The sequence below is a fragment of the Actinomadura sp. NEAU-AAG7 genome, assembly GCF_018603865.1.
Classification (GTDB): domain Bacteria; phylum Actinomycetota; class Actinomycetes; order Streptosporangiales; family Streptosporangiaceae; genus Spirillospora; species Spirillospora litoris.
On record NZ_JAHFZY010000004.1, the window covers coordinates 243,152 to 261,565 of the forward strand.

The 18,414-nt window shown below is 73.3% G+C and carries 17 protein-coding genes; 11 read left to right on the top strand and 6 right to left on the bottom strand.

From position 1 onward, the window contains the following. The first annotated feature begins 130 nt into the window (after positions 1-130). The 3 genes from glmS to KLI87_RS20195 all read left to right on the top strand — a co-directional run bounded on the left by glmS (position 131) and on the right by KLI87_RS20195 (position 4,092). A complete protein-coding gene (glmS, locus tag KLI87_RS20185) occupies positions 131-1,975 on the top strand; it encodes a glutamine--fructose-6-phosphate transaminase (isomerizing) (protein WP_156219717.1) in 1,845 nt (614 codons plus the stop codon). A 151-nt stretch (positions 1,976-2,126) separates the two neighbouring features. Next, complete coding sequence (locus KLI87_RS20190; RefSeq protein WP_214618254.1) at positions 2,127-3,089, top strand: ABC transporter ATP-binding protein; 963 nt, start codon at positions 2,127-2,129, stop codon at positions 3,087-3,089. Positions 3,090-3,096: 7 nt separating this feature from the next. Further along, positions 3,097-4,092, top strand: a complete 996-nt coding sequence (locus KLI87_RS20195; RefSeq protein ID WP_214618255.1) for an ABC transporter permease — start codon at positions 3,097-3,099, stop codon at positions 4,090-4,092. Positions 4,093-4,149: 57 nt separating this feature from the next. Here the strand turns inward: KLI87_RS20195 and KLI87_RS41585 are convergent, their stop codons facing one another. The 3 genes from KLI87_RS41585 to KLI87_RS20210 are packed head-to-tail and all read right to left on the bottom strand — an operon-like array spanning position 4,150 to position 5,771. Beyond that, on the bottom strand, positions 4,150-4,626 hold the full coding sequence (locus KLI87_RS41585; RefSeq protein WP_308166084.1) for a DUF397 domain-containing protein: 477 nt from the start codon (positions 4,624-4,626) through the stop codon (positions 4,150-4,152). A gap of 26 nt (positions 4,627-4,652) precedes the next feature. Continuing rightward, positions 4,653-4,871, bottom strand: coding sequence for a DUF397 domain-containing protein (locus tag KLI87_RS40200; protein ID WP_214618256.1), 219 nt, complete (start codon positions 4,869-4,871; stop codon positions 4,653-4,655). Positions 4,872-4,910: 39 nt separating this feature from the next. After that, entirely contained in the window at positions 4,911-5,771 is an 861-nt protein-coding gene (locus KLI87_RS20210; RefSeq protein ID WP_214618257.1) for a helix-turn-helix transcriptional regulator, read from the bottom strand. Positions 5,772-6,017: 246 nt separating this feature from the next. Here KLI87_RS20210 and KLI87_RS20215 point away from each other — a divergent pair, with 246 nt between their 5' ends. The 8 genes from KLI87_RS20215 (at position 6,018) to tsaD (ending at position 13,654) form a co-directional block, all read left to right on the top strand. Then, positions 6,018-7,523 carry an NAD(P)H-hydrate dehydratase gene (locus KLI87_RS20215; RefSeq protein ID WP_214618258.1) on the top strand — a complete coding sequence of 502 codons (1,506 nt, stop codon included), beginning with the start codon at positions 6,018-6,020 and terminating at the stop codon, positions 7,521-7,523. Between the two features lie 161 nt (positions 7,524-7,684). Beyond that, positions 7,685-8,809, top strand: coding sequence for an alanine racemase (gene alr / locus KLI87_RS20220; protein ID WP_214618259.1), 1,125 nt, complete (start codon positions 7,685-7,687; stop codon positions 8,807-8,809). A gap of 11 nt (positions 8,810-8,820) precedes the next feature. After that, a complete protein-coding gene (locus KLI87_RS20225) occupies positions 8,821-10,020 on the top strand; it encodes an alpha/beta fold hydrolase (RefSeq protein WP_214618260.1) in 1,200 nt (399 codons plus the stop codon). Between the two features lie 50 nt (positions 10,021-10,070). Next, positions 10,071-10,502: a tRNA (adenosine(37)-N6)-threonylcarbamoyltransferase complex ATPase subunit type 1 TsaE gene (tsaE, locus tag KLI87_RS20230; protein ID WP_156219874.1), complete on the top strand. Its 432-nt coding sequence runs from the start codon at positions 10,071-10,073 to the stop codon at positions 10,500-10,502. A gap of 129 nt (positions 10,503-10,631) precedes the next feature. Beyond that, a complete protein-coding gene (locus KLI87_RS20235) occupies positions 10,632-11,429 on the top strand; it encodes a hypothetical protein (RefSeq protein ID WP_156219704.1) in 798 nt (265 codons plus the stop codon). Positions 11,430-11,454: 25 nt separating this feature from the next. Beyond that, positions 11,455-12,135, top strand: a complete 681-nt coding sequence (gene tsaB, locus KLI87_RS20240) for a tRNA (adenosine(37)-N6)-threonylcarbamoyltransferase complex dimerization subunit type 1 TsaB (protein WP_214618261.1) — start codon at positions 11,455-11,457, stop codon at positions 12,133-12,135. Further along, positions 12,132-12,620: a ribosomal protein S18-alanine N-acetyltransferase gene (gene rimI / locus KLI87_RS20245; protein ID WP_308166085.1), complete on the top strand. Its 489-nt coding sequence runs from the start codon at positions 12,132-12,134 to the stop codon at positions 12,618-12,620. The genes tsaB and rimI overlap by 4 nt, the downstream gene beginning before the upstream one ends. After that, on the top strand, positions 12,620-13,654 hold the full coding sequence (gene tsaD / locus KLI87_RS20250; RefSeq protein ID WP_214618262.1) for a tRNA (adenosine(37)-N6)-threonylcarbamoyltransferase complex transferase subunit TsaD: 1,035 nt from the start codon (positions 12,620-12,622) through the stop codon (positions 13,652-13,654). The genes rimI and tsaD overlap by 1 nt, the downstream gene beginning before the upstream one ends. A gap of 40 nt (positions 13,655-13,694) precedes the next feature. On the opposite strand, the gene KLI87_RS20255 is transcribed toward tsaD, so the two are convergent. The 3 genes from KLI87_RS20255 to KLI87_RS20265 all read right to left on the bottom strand — a co-directional run bounded on the left by KLI87_RS20255 (position 13,695) and on the right by KLI87_RS20265 (position 18,340). Further along, positions 13,695-14,678 carry a phosphotransferase family protein gene (locus KLI87_RS20255; RefSeq protein WP_214618263.1) on the bottom strand — a complete coding sequence of 328 codons (984 nt, stop codon included), beginning with the start codon at positions 14,676-14,678 and terminating at the stop codon, positions 13,695-13,697. Between the two features lie 170 nt (positions 14,679-14,848). Beyond that, positions 14,849-16,447, bottom strand: coding sequence for an apolipoprotein A1/A4/E domain-containing protein (locus tag KLI87_RS20260; RefSeq protein WP_156219871.1), 1,599 nt, complete (start codon positions 16,445-16,447; stop codon positions 14,849-14,851). Between the two features lie 663 nt (positions 16,448-17,110). Continuing rightward, the gene (locus tag KLI87_RS20265) at positions 17,111-18,340 is read right to left on the bottom strand and encodes an SAM-dependent methyltransferase (RefSeq protein WP_214618265.1); all 1,230 of its coding nucleotides are present in this window, start codon (positions 18,338-18,340) and stop codon (positions 17,111-17,113) included. Positions 18,341-18,414: the final 74 nt, after the last annotated feature.

The window sequence follows — 18,414 nt, forward strand, 5'->3', positions numbered from 1 at the left end:
AGTAACCATCCACCCAGCCGGGCTTCCCGGTTTTGGCCGCCCGCCTCTTCACCGTCCGTACACGGTAGCGCCACATCTTTCGGTGACGTGCTGGTGGGGCGGGGCGGCGGCATTGCATAGGCTTGCCGTCATGTGCGGAATCGTGGGTTACGTGGGCGGCAGGCCCGCGCTCGACGTCGTGATCGAGGGCCTGGCGCGGTTGGAGTACCGCGGCTACGACTCGGCCGGGATCGCCGTCCTCGCCGAGGGGGGGCTGGCGACGGCCAAGCGCGCGGGCAAGCTCGTGAACCTGCGCGGGGCGCTGGAGGACGAGCCGCTCCCCGCCGGGACGCTCGGCATGGGCCACACGCGGTGGGCGACGCACGGCGCGCCCAACGACCGCAACGCCCACCCGCACGTCGACTGCACCGGCTCCGTCGCGGTGATCCACAACGGGATCATCGAGAACTTCGCGGCGCTGCGCGGCGAGCTGGAGGAGGCCGGGCACAAGCTCGGCTCCGACACCGACACCGAGGCCGTCGCCCACCTGCTGGAGGACGAGCTGAAGGCCGGCGGCGGCCTCGCCGCGGCGATGCGGCGGGTGTGCCGCCGCCTGGAGGGCGCGTTCACGCTGGTCGCCGTGCACACCGGCGACCCCGACCTCGTGGTGGGCGCGCGCCGCAACTCGCCGCTGGTCGTCGGCGTCGGCGACGGGGAGAACTTCCTCGCCAGCGACGTCGCCGCGTTCATCGCCCACACCCGCGACGCGATCGAGCTCGGCCAGGACCAGATCGTCGAGCTGCGCCCCGGCGGGGTCACGGTCACCGGCTTCGACGGCCGCCCCGCCGAGGTGAAGGAGTACCACGTCGACTGGGACGTGTCGGCCGCCGAGAAGGACGGCCACGACTACTTCATGCTCAAGGAGATCGCCGAGCAGCCGCGCGCGGTCGCCGACACCCTGCTCGGCCGGATCGGCGCCGACGGGCGGCTCACGCTGGACGAGATGCGCATCTCCGACCAGGAGCTGCGCGAGGTCGACAAGATCATCATCGTGGCCTGCGGGACGTCCTTCCACGCCGGGCTGATCGCCAAGTACGCGATCGAGCACTGGGCCGGGCTGCCCTGCGAGGTGGAGCTGGCCAGCGAGTTCCGCTACCGCGACGCGATCTTGTCGCCGACGACGCTGGTCATCGCGATCTCCCAGTCCGGCGAGACGATGGACGCGCTGATGGCCGTCCGGCACGCCCGCGAGCAGAAGGCCAAGCTGCTCGGCATCTGCAACGTCAACGGCTCGACGCTGCCGCGCGAGTGCGACGGCGTCCTGTACACGCACGCGGGGCCCGAGATCGCGGTCGCCTCCACCAAGGCGTTCCTGACCCAGCTCGTCGCCGTCTACCTGATCGCGCTCTACATCGCGCAGGTGCGGGGCACCAAGTGGGGCGACGAGGTGTTCGCCATGGTGCAGCTCCTGGAGCGGATGCCGGAGAAGGTGGAGAAGGTCCTGGAGACCATGGAGCCGGTCCGGGAGCTGGCCCGGTCGCTGGCGGGGGAGCGGTGCGTGCTGTTCCTCGGCCGCCACGTGGGCTTCCCGGTCGCGCTCGAAGGCGCGCTGAAGCTCAAGGAACTGGCCTACATGCACGCCGAGGGCTTCGCGGCGGGCGAGTTGAAGCACGGCCCGATCGCGCTGATCGAGCAGGGGCTGCCGGTCGTGGTGATCGTCCCGCCCCGGGCCCGGGACGTGCTGCACGACAAGATCGTCTCCAACATCCAGGAGATCCGCGCCCGCGGCGCCCGGACGATCGTGATCGCCGAGGAGGGCGACCGGTCGGTCGAGCCGTACGCGGACACGCTGATCGGCGTCCCGGCCGTGCCGACGCTGCTCCAGCCGCTGGTCACGACCGTGCCCCTCCAGGTGTTCGCGTGCGAGCTGGCGACCGCGAAGGGCCATGACGTCGACCAGCCGCGCAACCTCGCCAAGTCCGTGACGGTCGAGTAGGAGCGATCACCGCCGACGATCACCGCCGGACAGAGACGATCACCGGGCGTACCGACCGGGCGTTGAGGGACGGGAACAACACGTCGCCGGGAACCGTGCGCCGTCCCGGCACGTCGCATGGGAAGACCCCGGCGTGTCGGGAGGTGGGCTTGTGGGAGCCCCGGAAGGACTCGGGATCGAGGCGCGCGGCGTGTCGCGGCGCTTCGGCCCGGTGCAAGCGCTGCGCGGACTCGACCTCACCGTTCCCTACGGTCAGGTCACCGCACTGGTCGGGCCGAACGGCGCCGGCAAGACGACGCTGCTGCTCATCCTCGCGACACTGCTGCGGCCGGGCGAGGGCCGGGTGCGGGTCGCGGGGCACGACGTCCGCGCCGATCCCGGCGCGGCACGCCGGGCGCTCGGCTGGATGCCGGACACCTTCGGCGTGTACGACCAGCTCACCGTCCAGGAGTACCTGGAGTTCTTCGCCGACGCCTACGGGCTGTCGAAGGAGGCGCGGGCCCGCCGGATCAGGGCGCTGCTGACCCTCGTCCACCTCGACGAGCAGCCGGGGCAGCCCGTCCACGCGCTGTCGCGGGGGCAGAAGCAGCGGCTCGGGGTGGCGCGGGCGCTGGTGCACCGGCCCCGCGTCCTGCTGCTGGACGAGCCGGCCTCCGGCCTCGACCCGCGCTCCCGCGTCGAGCTGCGCGACCTGCTGCGCTCGCTCGCGGCCGACGGCGTCGCGGTGCTGGTCTCCAGCCACATCCTCAGCGAGCTGGAGGAGATCGCCGACCGGGTCGTGCTGGTCGACCACGGGCGGACGGTCGGCGAGCACGCGATGGCCGACCTCGCCGAGGCCGCCGTCGCGCGCGTCCGGTGGCGGATCCGCTCGCTGGACCGCGAGCGGCTCGCCGAGGCGCTGACGATGGCGATCGACGACCTGCCCGGCCTCGACCCGGGGCTCGGGCCCGTCCGCGAGCTGCCGGGCGGCGCCGAGGTCGGACCGCTCACCGAGACCGAGGCCGCCGGACTGCTCGCCGCGCTCGTCACCCGGGGCGTGCCGGTCACCGGCCTCGCCCCGGCGGGCAGCGCGCTGGAGTCGGCCTACCTCGCCATGACCGAGACCCGGAGGTGACGCCGGGATGACGGCGCGCGGGGCCGCCCTGGTGGCGCGGCAGGAGATTCGGACCCGGCTGCGGACGGGCCGCTGGCGGGTGCTGCTCGCCGTCTGGTTCGCGGTGGTCAACGGGCTGGCCCTGCTGTTCCGGCTGGCGCTGGAGGCCGACTCCACGTCCCGCTACGGGAGCCCGGGCGTGCCGATGTTCGGCGGCGTGCTGCTCGCGGTGCTGGTGCTCACGCTGCTGATCACCCCGGCGCTGAGCGCCCAGTCGATCAACGGCGACCGCGAGCGCGGCACGCTCGCCACCCTCCAGGTCACCCCGCTCGCGCCCGGCGACATCGCGTTCGGCAAGCTCGCCGCGTCCTGGGGGACGGGGCTGGTCGTGCTGCTGCTCACGGTGCCCTCGCTGCTGTGGCCGGTCGCCGAGGGCGCGATCGGGCCGATGCGCGCCGTGGCCGTCCTGCTCGTCACCGCCCTGCTGATCGGCGTCGTCTGCGCGATCTCGCAGGGCTGGTCGGCGCTGCTGGCGCGCAGCATCACCTCGGTGCTGCTGTCCTACCTGACGGTGTTCGCGCTGATCGTGGGGACGCCGCTGCTGTTCACGATCGCGGTCCCGATCACCTCCGAGCAGGGGGTCGACGGCTACGACAACGACCGCACCGACCGGATCTGGTGGCTGCTGGCGCCCAACCCCGTCGTCATCCTCGCGGACGCGGCGCCGAGCCTGCCCAAGCGCCGCATCATCATCGACGAGGGCGCCGGCTCCGGGGGCCATCGCGTGGACTACTACGAGGCGCCGCCGAACGACCCGCTCGGCTCGATCAGCCGCGGCGTGCGGCGGCTGCGCCTGGACGACGGCCATTACCGCCCCTCCTATGCGGAGCGGTCCGACGGGCCGCCGGTGTGGCCGTTCGGGCTGGCGTTCGACCTCGTCCTCGGCGCGGGCGCCGTATGGGTCAGCGCGTCCCGGTTGCGGACGCCGCTGTACCGCGTCCCCAAAGGCGTCCGTATCGCCTGAACACGCCGCGTCACTCAATTCCCCATTGAATTGAGAATCTCAGTCCGTGCGCAATTCTCATGCCCGGTCGAATCGGCCGCCCCTCGCCTGGGCGGCGAAAAGCCGCCATTCCGGGGCGGCGAACTCCAGGACGCCGGCGGCCTCCTCGTCCGCGCGGGTTCCGTCGCGGACACAGATCATGCCGGTGTCCAGCCGCATGACCTCGACGCATCCATTGCTGGCGCCGCATCGGGCGCTCTTTCGCCATCGGGCGGGCGGTGTCGCATCGAAACTCATTCCGGCTCCTGCCTTGAAAGTTGCATCTGCCCGCGGCCGCGCTGCCGGTGCCTGAGCACAAGGTAACAAGATCACCGGGCGCGGGTGGGGAGGGGCGGGCGGGAGGGGCCGGTGGGGCGGGAGCGGCGAGGTAGTACGAGGGTTTCGGATGAGCCGACCGCGAACCGGGCCCGGAGGGGGTGTCACTCCCCTCCGGGCCCGGTTCGTTCGGCACGGGCCCCGCCTCGTCCCTCGGGGACGCGGGGCCCGCCCTCTCATGCCATCGGCGTGCCGTCAGCGCGCCGTCAGCCCAGGTCGAATTCGCCCTTCTTGGCTCGTCCGACGAAGTCCCGCCACTCTCCCCGGGAGAATGACAGAACCGGGCTCTGCGTTCCGTGCTTCGCGTCCCGTGCCCCGACGAAAAGGGACGGACCGGCCAGTGCGGCCACTTCGACGCACGTGTTGCTCGCCCCGCAGTGGGCGCTTCTCCGCCAATGCGGAGCAGGAGTGGCGAAAGGGGACACTAGGTGCCTTTCACATGGTGAAGGCCACTCCGCGGCCCGTCACCAGGCATCCCTGGCCTCGATGATGCGCCGCCTCGACTCGGCGGCGTCCCATGCCTGACCAGCGAGATTCATATAGGCGAGCCTGTACATATACGTAACGGTCTCATCCGCAAAGTGGCTGATTGTCAGAGATTCGGTGTGCACGATATCAGGAAAGGTGATGTCATGCACCGGCGAGAATTCCAGCAGGATAAACGTTTCCGCCAACACCGAGTGCGCGATGTCGAGTGGCAGTATCTGCACGGTCACGTTCGGAAGCCCACTCATCCGGAGAAGATGCTCAAGCTGCTCGCGCATGACCTTCCGGTCGCCGATCCGGCGGCAGAGAACGGCCTCGTCCATGACCACCGCGAGCTCCAGCGGGCGGTCGCGGCGCAGGAGTTCCTGGCGCCGCATCCGCACCTCGACCCGACGCTCCAGCTCCTGGGGCGGCAGCGTGGCGAGGGCGCTCCACCCGCCGATCACGTGCCGGGCGTAGGCCTCGGTCTGCAGCAGCCCCGGGAAGACGGTGCTTCCCCACTCCCGGACGGCCGTGGCCTCCGCCTCCAGCGCGATGAAGTCCGCGAGCGGGCTCGGCAGGTCGCGGTAGTCCTCCCACCAGTCCCGCTCGGCGGCGGCGTGCGCGAGGGAGATGAGGTCGTCCCTGCGCGAGCCGTCGATCTCATAGAGGTCGAGCAGGCGGTGCACGTCACTGATCTTCGCGCCGGTCCGCGCGTTCTCGATCCGGCTCACCTTGGCGGTCGACCAGGTGAGCCGCTCGGCCACCTCGTCCCCGGTGAGGCTTCTGCGTTCGCGCAGCCTGCGGAGTTCGGCGGCGAGCCGACGTTGCCGGACGGAGGGACCTCGGGAAGTGCTCATTGCCGGAGCCTCTCCAGTCCTGGACGGACTGTTCAGGCCGCATTCTGCCGCACGGGGGCACGGCAGTGCGAACACATCGGACCGATGGACCATGATTCTACGGCGGGAGATTATTTTGCGCACATGACGTCGTAACTTGCAGCGCATATTTCACACGGTTGCGGAGCGCGTCCCCGTGGCACTCTAAGTATGTGATCGCCCGGAGGCGGCGAGGGGCGGGCGGAGTCGAGGCCAGAGGAGCCGGCGATGAGGTACGCGCACGAGGTCGGCAAGGTGCGGGCGGCGGAGCAGGCGCTCATGGCCCGCCTCCCGGAGGGCACGCTGATGCAGCGCGCCGCCGCCGGGCTGGCGTCGGTCTGCGCCGGGCTGCTGCCCGCCGTCTACGGCGCGCGCGTCGTGCTGCTGGTCGGCGGCGGCGACAACGGCGGCGACGCCCTGTACGCGGGCGCCAGGCTGGCCCGCCGGGGCGCGCGGGTCGAGGCCGTCCGGGCCGGGGCCAGGATCCACGCGGGCGGCCTGGCGGCGCTGCTGGGCGCGGGCGGGCGGCTGCGCGACGACGGGGAGGAGGGCGCGGACGCGATCGCCGCCGCCGATCTGATCATCGACGGGCTCACCGGGATCGGCGGGTTCGGCGGCCTGCGCGAGCCCCACGCGACGCTGGCGGCGCGGGCGTCCCGGGCGCTCGGGACGGTCGTCGCCTGCGACGTGCCGAGCGGCGTGGACGCGGGCACCGGACGGGTCGCGGGCGCCGCCGTCCAGGCCGACGTCACGGTCACGTTCGGCACCCACAAACCCGGGCTGCTCATCGACCCCGGCGCGTCCTACTGCGGCGTAGTGGAGCTGGTCGACATCGGGCTCGGGCCCGAGCTGCCCGACCCGGACGTGGTGGCCCCGCGCGCCGCCGACGTCCGCCCGCCGGAGCCGGGCCCCGAGTCCGACAAGTACCGGCGCGGCGTCGTCGGCATCCTCGCGGGCGGCGAGGAGTTCACCGGCGCGGCCGTCCTGTGCACCGGCGGCGCGCTGCGCGGCGGGGCGGGCATGGTCCGCTTCGCCTCGGTGCGTCACCCGGTCGAGCTGGTCCGGCGGAACTGGCCCGAGGCCGTCACGACCGTGATCGAACCCGGCGACGGCGCGGCGCTGGCGAAGGTCGGCCGCGTCCAGTCCTGGGTGATCGGCCCCGGGCTCGGCACCGGCCAGGCCGCCGAGTCGCTGCTGGAGGCCGTGCTCGGCACCGAGCTGCCCGTCCTCGTGGACGCCGACGGGCTCACGGTCCTCGCCCGGCGCCGCGACCTGCTGCGGCGCGCCGCGCCGACCGTGCTCACCCCGCACGCGGGCGAGCTGTCGCGCCTGGTCGGCGCCAGCCGCGAGGCGATCGAGGCGTCCCGGCTGGAGCACGTGCGCGGCGCCGCCGCCGAGCTGCCCGCGACCGTCCTGCTCAAGGGCTCGACGACGCTGGTCGCCGAGCAGGACCGGCCCGTCCGCGTCAACCCGACCGGGACGCCCCGGCTGGCGGCGGCGGGTACCGGCGACGTCCTGTCCGGCCTGATCGGCGCCCTGCTCGCGGGCGGCATGCCCGCGCTGGACGCGGCGGCCGCCGGGGCCTACCTGCACGGCCTCGCCGCCCGCCTGGCCTCCGCCGGGCCCTACGTGGACGGCGAGCCCTGGCACGGCGAGGCCCCGATCACGGCCGCCGACGTGGTCACCGCACTTCCCGAGGCGTTCCGGAGCGTGGCCGGGGCCGGTGCGGGCTGAGGCCGGTGCGAGCTGGGGCGGATGGGGCCCGAACAACGGTGGGGACATGGACGTCAAAGCGGGTAGAGGGCACCCTGGGTGCCCGCGGAGGGCGCGGTCGGGGGCGTGAGCTGGGGCGGTATGCCCCGGGCACGGCACAGATGACGGCACACTGGGTGGCCATGAGGGTTTCAGCGGAGGCTCGCGTCGATCTCGACGCGATCGGCGACAACATCGGTCTGCTGCGCGAGCGCGCGGGAGACGCCGAGGTCATGGCCATGGTCAAGGCCGAGGCCTACGGGCACGGGCTGGTCGAGGCCGGCCGCGCCGCCGTCGCGGGCGGCGCTACCTGGCTCGGCGTGGCCAAGCTCGCCGAGGCGCTGCGGCTGCGCGAGGCCGGGGTCGAGGTCCGGACCCTGGTGTGCCTGGGCGTCCCCGGCGAGCCGTACGAGGAGGCCGTGGCGCGCGACGTCGACCTGGCCGTCGGTGCGGTGTGGATGGTGGAGGAGGTCGCCGGGGCGGCCGAGCGGGCCGGGCGTCCGGCGCGGATCCACCTCAAGGCCGACACCGGCATGAGCCGGGGCGGCGCCGGGGAGCGCGACTGGCCCGCGCTGGTGGACGCGGCGCTGAAGGCCGAGGCGTCCGGGCACCTGCGGGTCGTCGGGATCATGTCCCACTTCGCCTGCGCGGACGAGCTCGGCCACCCCTCGATCGCGGCGCAGCTCGACGCCTTCGGCGCGATGACCCGGCACGCCGAGCGGGTCGGCGCGCGGTTCGAGGTGCGGCACATCGCGAACTCGGCGGCGACGCTGACGCTGCCGGAGTCGCGGTTCGACATCGTCCGGCCCGGGATCGCGGCCTACGGGCTGACGCCGATGCCGTCGGTCGGGACGTTCGGGCTGCGCCCCGCGATGACGCTCGCCGCCAGCGCGGCGCTGGTCAAGCGGGTCGCGGCGGGCAGCGGCGTGTCCTACGGCCTCACCTACACCACCGAGCGCGAGACGACGCTCGCGCTCGTTCCGGCCGGGTACGGGGACGGTATCCCGAGGCACGGCTCGAACCTCCTGGAGGTGCTCGCGGCGGGGCGGCGGCGCACGATCGCCGGGCGCGTCTGCATGGACCAGTTCGTCATCGACCTCGGGGACGACGACATGGCCCCCGGCGACGAGATCGTCCTCTTCGGCCCCGGCGACCAGGGCGAGCCCACCGCGCAGGACTGGGCGGACGCCCTTGGAACGATCTCGTATGAGATCGTCACCCGCATCGGGATCCGGGTGCCGAGGGCGTACTCCGGCCGGGCGGTGTAGGGGACGCGCGCATGGACAGCAGGAACAGGCGCAGGATCGGCATCGCCGGTGCCGTCGCGGGCGTCGGCGCGGCCGGGGTGGGCGCGGCCGTCGGCCTGCGCCGCCTCGCCGTCGGCCGGGTACGGCTGCGCCCCGACCCCGACGCCGACGAGCCCTTCGGCACGCTGCGCGGCGAGGAGCTGACCGTCCTCGCGGACGACGACCTGCCACTGCACGTCGAGATCGACGGCGCCGGCGCCGGCGCCGCCGCCGACCTGACCGTCGTCTTCTGCCACGGCTACACGCTCAACCAGGACGCGTGGCACTACCAGCGCCGCGACCTGCGCGGCCTGCGGATGGTCTTCTGGGACCAGCGCAGCCACGGCCGCAGCGGCCGCAGCGACCCGCTGCGCGCGACCATCGAGCAGACCGGCGAGGACCTGTACGCGGTGCTCACCGCGGCCGCCCCCGAGGGGCCGGTCGTGCTCGTCGGGCATTCGATGGGCGGTATGTCGATCATGGCGCTGGCCGACCGGCACCCCGAGCTGTTCGGCGACCGGGTGGTCGGGGCGGCGCTGGTCAACACCTCGTGCGGGGACCTCGCGGAGCTGACGCTCGGGCTGCCGCTGGTGCTGGCCAAGCTCGTCCGCCCGCTGGCGCCCCGGGCGCTGCGCGGCCTCGGCCGCCGCGCCGACCTGGTCGACCGGGCGCGCGGGCTGAGCGCCGACCTGGCGTTCGTCGTCACCCGCAAGATGGCCTTCGCCGACAAGCAGGTCAGCCCCACGGTCGTCGACTTCCTGGAGCAGCTGATCAGGGCCACCCCGATCGACGTGATCGCCGAGTTCTACCCGGCGCTGGCCGGGCACGACAAGGCCGCCGCGCTGGAGGCGATGGGGCGGGTGCCCGTCCTCGTGCTCGCGGGCGGCAAGGACCGGCTGACCCCCGCCGCGCACGGCCGCCGCATCGCCGAGGCGCTCCCGGACGCGGAACTGGTGGAGGTGGACGAGGCGGGCCACGTCCTGCCGCTGGAGTACCCGGGCGTGGTCACCGGCGGCCTGCGCCGCCTGATCGCCCGCGCCCGTCCGGGCCGCGACGAATCCGGCCGCGACGAATCCGGCCGCGACGAATCCGGCCGCGACGAATCCGGCCGCGACGAATCCGGCCGCGACGAATCCGGCCGCGACGAACCCGGCCGCGACGAACCCGGCCGCAACGAGGAGCGCACCGCGTGAAGGGTGGGAGCGTGAAGGGGATCACTGTCGCCGTCCCGACGTCGGCGGAGATGCGGGAGCTCGGGGTCCGGCTGGCGGGCAAGCTCGCCGCCGGGGACCTGCTCGTGCTCACCGGCAGCCTCGGGGCGGGCAAGACGACGCTCACGCAGGGGATCGGCGAGGGGCTGAAGGTGCGCGGGCCGGTCACCTCGCCGACGTTCGTGATCGCGCGGGTGCACCCCTCGCTCGCGGGCGGGCCGGCGCTGGTCCACGTCGACGCCTACCGGCTGGGCGGTTTCGCCGAGCTGGACGACCTCGATCTCGACGCCTCCGTCGAGGAATCGGTGACGATCGTGGAATGGGGGGAAGGGCTCGCCGAGGGCCTCGCCGACGACCGGCTGGAAGTGATCATTTCTCGTTCGGACGGGCCCGCCGAGGACCGCGAAGTAACGATCACGGGTATCGGTGATCGCTGGTCCGACCTGGAGCTCGACCTCGGCTGAACGCCGCGGAAGATCCTTTCAACGGTCCATTAGTCCGACTGAACTCCACAGTCGGGACATGTCGTACTCTTTGCCGGAACGAACCTCACCTCGCGACAAATCAGATTTCGCAAGCAGGAGTGGGATCAGGTGAGCGGCAGCGACAGATACAGCTCTGGCGGGGAGACGACCCCCCACACCCCCCGGAACGGCCAGGAGGGCCGCCGGAGCGGCAGCCACCGCGCCGTCCGCGAGCGCCGTCCGCACCGCCGGCGCCGGGCAGCGATCATGCTGGCCGGGGTCGGGACCGGCGTCGTCGCGTGCGCGGCCGCCGCGTTCGCCCTCCTCGGCGGCGGCGACGGCGGCGCGTCCGGCCGGGCCGTGGGCAACGGCGCCACCGAGAGCGCCCCGATGACCGGCACCCCGACGATCAAAGCCGAGCGGTCCCTGGTCCCCGACGCGTGCACGCTGGTGGGCGACGACCTCGCCGGACGGCTCGCGCCGGGCGCCGCGCGCAACCAGGCCGACGGATACCAGGCCGACGACCGGCAGAACCAGTGCGTCTGGGGCACCTACACCGGCGACCGCAAGCGGCAGCTCACCGTCGAGCTCCGCGCGATCGCCGCCGCCGCCCAGCGGACGCCGACCGACGCCGCCCGCACCGCCTTCGCCTCCGAGCGCGAGGACGACGAGTCGGGCAAGGGGCTTCCGGCGGGCCGGGAACTCACCGAGAAGCGCGGTCTGAACGATGTCGGCGACGAGGGCTACGCCGTCTACAGCGTGGACGAGGGCCAGGGTTCGGGCGAGGCCATCGCCAACATCCGCGCCATCAACGTGCTGGTCACCGTCCACTACGCGGGGTCGGACGAGCGCGACCCCCTCCCCGCCGACGCGGCCGTGGACGGGGCCGTGGAGGCGGTCAGGGCCGTGCTGCGAAACCTGACCTGACCTCGCGTCCTCCTAAACTGGCCTCGTGCTGGTTCTGGCTTTCGACACCGCTACCGCCGCGATCACCGTGGCCCTGTACGAGTGGACCCCCGGCGAGGGCGCCGTGCCCAGGGGGGCCGCGGAGGCCGTCGACCGGCGCAGGCACACCGAGCTGCTCACGCCGTCCATCGCGCAGGTGATGGCCGACGCGGGTGCCGCGCCCGCCGATCTGAGCGCGATCGCCGTCGGCGTCGGCCCCGGCCCCTACACCGGGCTGCGGGTCGGCCTGGTCACCGCGCAGGCGATGGGGGAGGCCCTCGGCGTCCCCGTGCACGGCGTCTGCACGCTGGACGTCATCGCCTCGGCCACCGGGCGCGACGAGCCGTTCGCCGTCGCCACCGACGCCCGCCGCAAGGAGGTCTACTGGGCCCGGTACGCCTCGTGCCGCGCCCGCGCCACCGACCCGGCCGTGGGCCCGGCGGCGGACGTCCTGGACGGCGCGCCCGAGGGCCTGCCCGTCGTGGGCGAGGGCGCGGCCCTGTACCCGGAGACGTTCGGCGACACCGGCCACGAGCCGCTGCTGCCGACGGCGACGGCGCTCGCCGAACTGGCCGTGGCGCGGCTGGCCGGGCTCAAGGGCCTCCCCCTGCTCCCGCCCGAGCCGCTCTACCTGCGCCGTCCCGACGCGAAGGAGCCGGGGCCGCGCAAGAAGGTGACCCCGGCGTGAGCGACGTCGTCCTGCGCCCGATGACCGGGGCGGACCTCCCCTCCGTCCACGCGCTGGAGTCGGTGCTGTTCCCCGAGGACGCCTGGAGCGAGGGCATGCTCCGGGACGAGCTCGCCGAGCAGCCGAGGACCAGGCACTACGTCGTCGCCGAGGAGACCGGCGGCGAGATCGTCGGCTACGCGGGCCTCGCGGTCGCGGGCGGGCAGGCCGACGTGCAGACGATCGGGGTCCGCGCCGACCGGCGCGGCGGCGGCATCGGCGGCGCGCTGCTGACCGCGCTGATCGACGAGGCCGTCCGCCGCGAGAGCGAGGCGGTGTTCCTTGAGGTGCGCGCCGACAACGACGGCGCCCGGCGGCTCTACGAGCGGTTCGGGTTCGGCCGGGTCGGCGTCCGCAGACGCTACTACCAGCCCGCGAACGTGGACGCGATCGTGATGCGGCGGGTGCTGCATCGCCGTCCCGTGGGCTTCTCACGGGAGATGTGATGATTCGCGACGAGCCGCTGGTGCTCGGCATCGAGACGTCCTGCGACGAGACCGGCGTCGGCATCGTGCGCGGGCACACGCTGCTCGCGGACGCGATCGCCTCCAGCGTCGACCAGCACGCGCGGTTCGGCGGGGTCGTGCCCGAGGTCGCCTCGCGCGCGCACCTGGAGGCGATGGCGCCGACCGTGGAGCGGGCGCTGGCCGACGCGGGCGTGTCCTTCGCCGACGTCGACGCGTTCGCGGTGACGGCGGGCCCGGGGCTGCCGGGCGCGCTGATGGTCGGGGTGGCCGCCGCGAAGGCGTACGCGCTCTCGCTCGGCAAGCCGCTCTACGGCGTCAACCACCTGGCCGCGCACGTGTGCGTCGACCAGCTCGAACACGGGCCGCTGCCCAAGCCGTGCGTGGCGATGCTCGTCTCGGGCGGGCACTCCTCGCTGCTGCTGGTCCCGGACGTGGCGAGCGACGTCCGCTCCCTCGGCGCCACCGTGGACGACGCGGCGGGCGAGGCGTTCGACAAGGTCGCGCGGGTCCTGGACCTGGGCTTCCCCGGCGGGCCCGTGATCGACCGGCTGGCGCGCGAGGGCGACCCCGCCGCGATCGCGTTCCCGCGCGGCAAGTACAACGACGGCACCTACGACTTCTCGTTCTCCGGGCTCAAGACGGCCGTCGCGCGGTGGGTGGAGGCCAGGGAGCGGGCCGGGGAGCCGGTGCCGGTCGCGGATGTCGCCGCGTCGTTCCAGGAGGCCGTGGTGGACGTCCTCACCCAGAAGGCGCTCAAGGTCTGCAAGGACAACGGCGTGCACGACCTGCTGATCGGCGGCGGCGTCGCGGCGAACTCGCGGCTGCGGGCGCTCGCGGCGGAGCGGTGCGCGGCCGCCGGGGTCCGGCTGCGGGTGCCGCGCCCGAAGCTGTGCACCGACAACGGCGCGATGGTCGCGGCGCTCGGGTCGGAGCTGGTCGCCTCGGGGCTCGCGCCGTCCGACCTGGAGCTTCCGGCCGACTCCAGCCTGCCGATCGAGTCGATCACGCTCTGAGGACGGTCAGGCGCTGCTGAGGGTCAGGCGCTGAGGACGATCACGCGCTGAGCGCGGCGACCAGCCCGGCGAGGTGGTCCTCCAGCAGGGGGACCTTCGCCTCGTCCAGGACGCGGCCCTCCTCCTCGGGCAGCAGGTCCAGGAGGCAGCGCAGGTCCCAGTACGGGTCGTGCTCGTAGCCGCCCGACACCTGGTCGAAGGCCGCCAGGAACCGCTCGGCGACGCGCGGCCCGTACCGCACGACGAGGCCGCAGCGCATCCGCGCGATGTCGACCGCGATCGGGCCGGACGAGGCGTCCGACCAGTCGACGACGCCGGTGAGCTTCCCGTAGGACCACAGCGTGTTGTCGGCGTGGTAGTCGCGGTGGATGAACCGGGCGGGCGCGCACGGCGGCGGGCCCGAGGCCAGCTCGAACGCGCGGTCCCACAGGCCGGGGCGCAGCGCGTGCCGGGGCGGGACCCGCACGTCGAGCCGGTTGTAGGGCACGTAGGGGGGCATCGTGGACGCGCCGTTCAGCGCGTGCACGGCCAGCAGCGCGGCCGCGAGCTGGATCAGGTACTCGGGCAGGTCGTCGGGCGCGGGCCGGGGCGGATGCCCGACCAGCCGCGTGATCAGCAGCGCGGGCACGTCGCAGTACGCGCCGGACGGGTCGGCGGCCACCAGCGAGGGCGTCGGGATCGGGCAGCCCGCCAGCAGCGCCAGCGCGGCGATCTCCCGCTCGGGTGAGAACTCGGTGTCGCCGTAGCAGCGGCGCGCGGTGGGCCCGCGCTCGGACGCGGGCACGGCCTCGGCGGGGACGGCGTCGCGCGGCGTCCAGCGGCGCAGGACGAGCCGGTGGGCGGTGCCCGAGGGGGTCTCCACGAGCAGCGCGTGGTTGGCGTGGGCGGTGCCGCCCGCCAGCGGCCGGATCATCCGCACCTCGGCGCCCTTGCCCAGGCAGCCCTCCACCCAGCGCAGGGTGGTCGGGCCGAGCTGGGCGCGGGCTGGCGCGGTCGGAGCCGGAGTGTGGGTCACGAGATCCATGAAAACGGATTCCGAAGGGTATTGGGAGTGATTTTGCGAAGACGGAACGTAACATTCTGCACGTCATCGACGTGCCTTGATCAAGATCCTCCGGTGCGGGGGCGGGGCGCCCGGAGGATCGGCGGGTGGGGCCGCGTCGCCGCCGCGGCACGCCCCCACCCCGGGCCGGCTCAGTCCTTGCCGCCCTCGCGGCGCGGGCGCAGCAGCGCCTCGGCGAGCGCGAGCATCGTCTCCTCCAGCGTGGACAGCCGCTTCAGCACGTCCTCGTGCACCGCGTTGACCTGCTTGGAGACCTCCTCGTGGACGCCGTCGACCTTCTTGCCGACCTCGTCCTCGACGCGGGAGAAGCGCTTGGCGAACTCGACCCGCGCGGCCTCGGCGCGGCGTCCGGCCTCGTCCTGCATGCCCTCGACCCGCCGCGCGAACTCCTCCTGCACGCCGCCGACGTGCCGGGCGACGTCCTCCTGGATGTCGCCGACCTGCTTGGCGACGTCCTCGTGGATCGTGCCGACCTGGCGCGTGACGTCCTCGTGGATGTCGCCGATGCGCTTGCCGAAGTCGTCGTGGACGCCGTTGACCTGCCGCGCCATCTCGTTGTGCACCGACTCGACCTGCTTGGTCATGTCGATGTGCACCGCCTCGACCCGGCGGGAGACGAGGTCGACCTGGTTGGTGAACTCCTCCAGCGCGCCGTCGACCCGCTTGGCGACCTCCTCGTGGATGCCCTCGATCCGCTTGCGGACGTCGTCGTGCACGTCCTCGAAGCGGCGGGAGAACTCGTCCATGCGCTTGGCGACGTCGCTGTAGGCGGTCTCGGCGATCTCCGACATCGTCGCCTTGACCTCGTCGCGGTCCGGGCGGGCGCGCAGCTCCTCGATCAGCGGGTCGACGGCCTCGGCCAGGTGCTTCTCCAGCGCGTCGAACCGGTCGCCGTGGTCGACCGCCGGCCGCCGCGCCAGCTCGCCCAGCAGCCGGTGCAGCTCGGAGATCTCCAGCGTGGCCGGGAGCCGCCCGATCCGCTCGCCCACGCCCTCCAGGCGTCCGTCGATGCTCTCGAACCGGCCGTCGAGGCTGCCGAGCTTGCCCGACAGGCCCTCCAGCCGCCCGTCGACGCCGTCGAGGCGCCCGTCGAGGCCGTCCAGCCGGCCGCCGACGCCCTCGACCCGGCCGTTGACGGCCTCAAGCCCCTGCTCCATCCGCTCGGCCATCTCACCGAGCGCCTGGTCGACCCGCGCCGTGACGCCGTTGATCGAGTGCTCCAGCCGCTCGGACCGGTGGCCGAGTTCGGCGAGCGACTTGTCGAGCCGGTTGAAGCGGACGGACGCGGCCTCCATGCTGCCCTGGAGCCGGTCGAGCCGCTTGGCCATCTCGTCCATGCGCTGCGCGGCCTGCTGCGTGGCCTCGGTGATGTGCTGCGCGGAGTCGAGGACGGCCTGGATGCGCGTCAGGCCCTCGTCGACGTTCTCGGCGACGACGCCCACGTCGGCCCACAGCGCGGGGAGCTCGGCGACGGGCTTGACCCGCTCGCCGAACGCCTCGATGTGCTCGGCCAGCCCCTCGGCCCACTCCGGGGGCTTGCTGGACAGGTCGTCGACCTGCCCGCGAACGCTGTCGATCTGCCCGGTCAGCCCGCTCAGCTCCCGCTCGCGGACCTCGCGGAGCAGCCACTCCATGCCTTCGAGCCGCTGGCGGATCTCGTCCAGGACCTGGCCCTGGGAGCGCTGTTCGTAGACGTGGTCCTGCGCCGCACGGGCGAGCAACTCCCGCATCCGATCCGAGACCGGTTGACCCCCCGTCTGCAGGAAGTTGTGATTCGTTTCCACCCGATGCTCCTTCGTGTGCCGACGCGACGAATTGGCGCACGGCATTGAATCGTGAAGTCGCCACTGTAGTGCGTGGGCACCGCCACGAAAACGGGGAGCTGGGAACATTGTGAGTTCTGCGGAATGTGCCTGTTATCCCATTGAGGGGAAAAGCGATGGTTCGCAGGGCGTGAGGGAAATTTCTGATTAGTCGGTCATCGGGGGGTTGGTCGGGTCATGTACGGTGCCGCGCGGGGGTGCGGGGCATGCGCGGCCGGGTTCGCGGCGGGGTTCTGTCCGTACATCTCGTCCAACATCGTCAGTTCGCGTCCCGGCTCGCGGACGGTCGGCGCGGTGGGCGCCGGCCGGGGCGCGCCGTCCGCCTGTCGGCGGCGGGCCATTTCAGAGTCGCATTTGGGTGTGCCCGCCGCCCGGCGGCTGAACCTGCCTTGGTGTTTCTTCGCCTGAGGATCCCGGCGGAACCGATTCCCGCGCCGGGCCCCGGTCTTGCCGGGAAGGGGAGAACCGTGGACAACGCAATGCCGGAATACGCCGATGATTTGCGCCGCCGTGGCGCGTCGCCCGGGACCGCTTGGCGTTCCCCGTCCGCGCGGAAGATCTTTGGCCCGATTAGCGGCCGGGCGCCGCGTCCGGGCGGGTCAGCAGCGCCACCGGGGCGTCGCCGACGCGGGTCACCACGACCGTCAGCGCGCCCCCTTCGGGCTTGCGGCGCCCGCCGAAGCCGAGGTCGCGGCGCAGCCGGTCGACGTCCACGGCCGAGCCGCGCTTCTTGACCGTCAGCACGCCGACCTCGCGGCGGCGCAGTTCCGCGCGCAGCCGCTTCACCGAGAACGGCAGCACGTCCTCGATCTCGTAGGCGGCGGCGAACGGCGTCGGACGCAGCACGTCGGAGGTGACGTAGGCGATCCGCGGATCGGCCAGCCCGCCGCCGACCAGGTCGGCGACCTCCGCGACCAGATGCGCGCGGATCACCGCGCCGTCGGGCTCGTAGAGAAACCGGCCCCAGGGGCGCACGTCCGGATCGCCCAGCCCGCCCGGCGTGAGCGTGTGCCCCTCCTCCAGAGCGCCGGACGAGGTGTCGTTGGGGAGCAGCGTCGCCCTGCGGCCCACGTCTCCCGCGAGGTCGCCCATCCACAGGGCGGCCTCCTTCACGTCCCCTCCGACCGACACCCACTCCGCTTCGGCGCCCTCCGGTACGGTCTCGTGCGGAATCCCGGGCGCGACCTTCACGCATGCGGCCGGAACCCGTCCCGCCATTTCCAGGACCGTGTCGAGCGGCGGCTCATAGGAACGCGGATCGAAGACGCGGCCGCGCGCGGTACGGCGCCCCGGATCGGCGAAGACGGCCGCATAGCCATCCGTTCGCTCCTCTGTCGCGTCCCCCACCCGGACGGACGCGACGTCCTCCAACCCGAACGCGGCCACGTTCGCCCTCGCCACCTCGGCCGTCAGCGGGTCGATCTCCACGCCGTCCCCGGCGAGGCCGGCGCGCGCTCGGGCGATCAGGTCGGCGCCTATCCCGCACCCCAGTTCGAGCGTCGCCCCGGAGCGTCCGGCGAACCGGCGCGTGCGGTGCGCCGCCACGCTCGCCCGGGTCGACTGTTCGAGCCCGGCCTGGGTGAAGTACATGCGGCGGGCGTCCCGTCCGAACTTGGCCAGCGCGCGTTCGCGGAACCGCGCCTGCGTCAGCGCGGCCGCGACCAGCGCGGGATCGTGCCGCCCGCGCAGCCGCGACGCCGTGCCGAGCAGCGCGCCCTCGCCGAGGTCCGCGGCGGCGGCCTCCTCCAGGACGTCCTGCCCCTCGGGGGTCAGCAGGGCCCGGAACGACGCGATGTCCATAAGCTGGAAGTTATCGCCCCGTGAACGCCGCGCGGCCGTCCGACCGGCGCCTTCGTGTCCGTGTTGACGGGCTA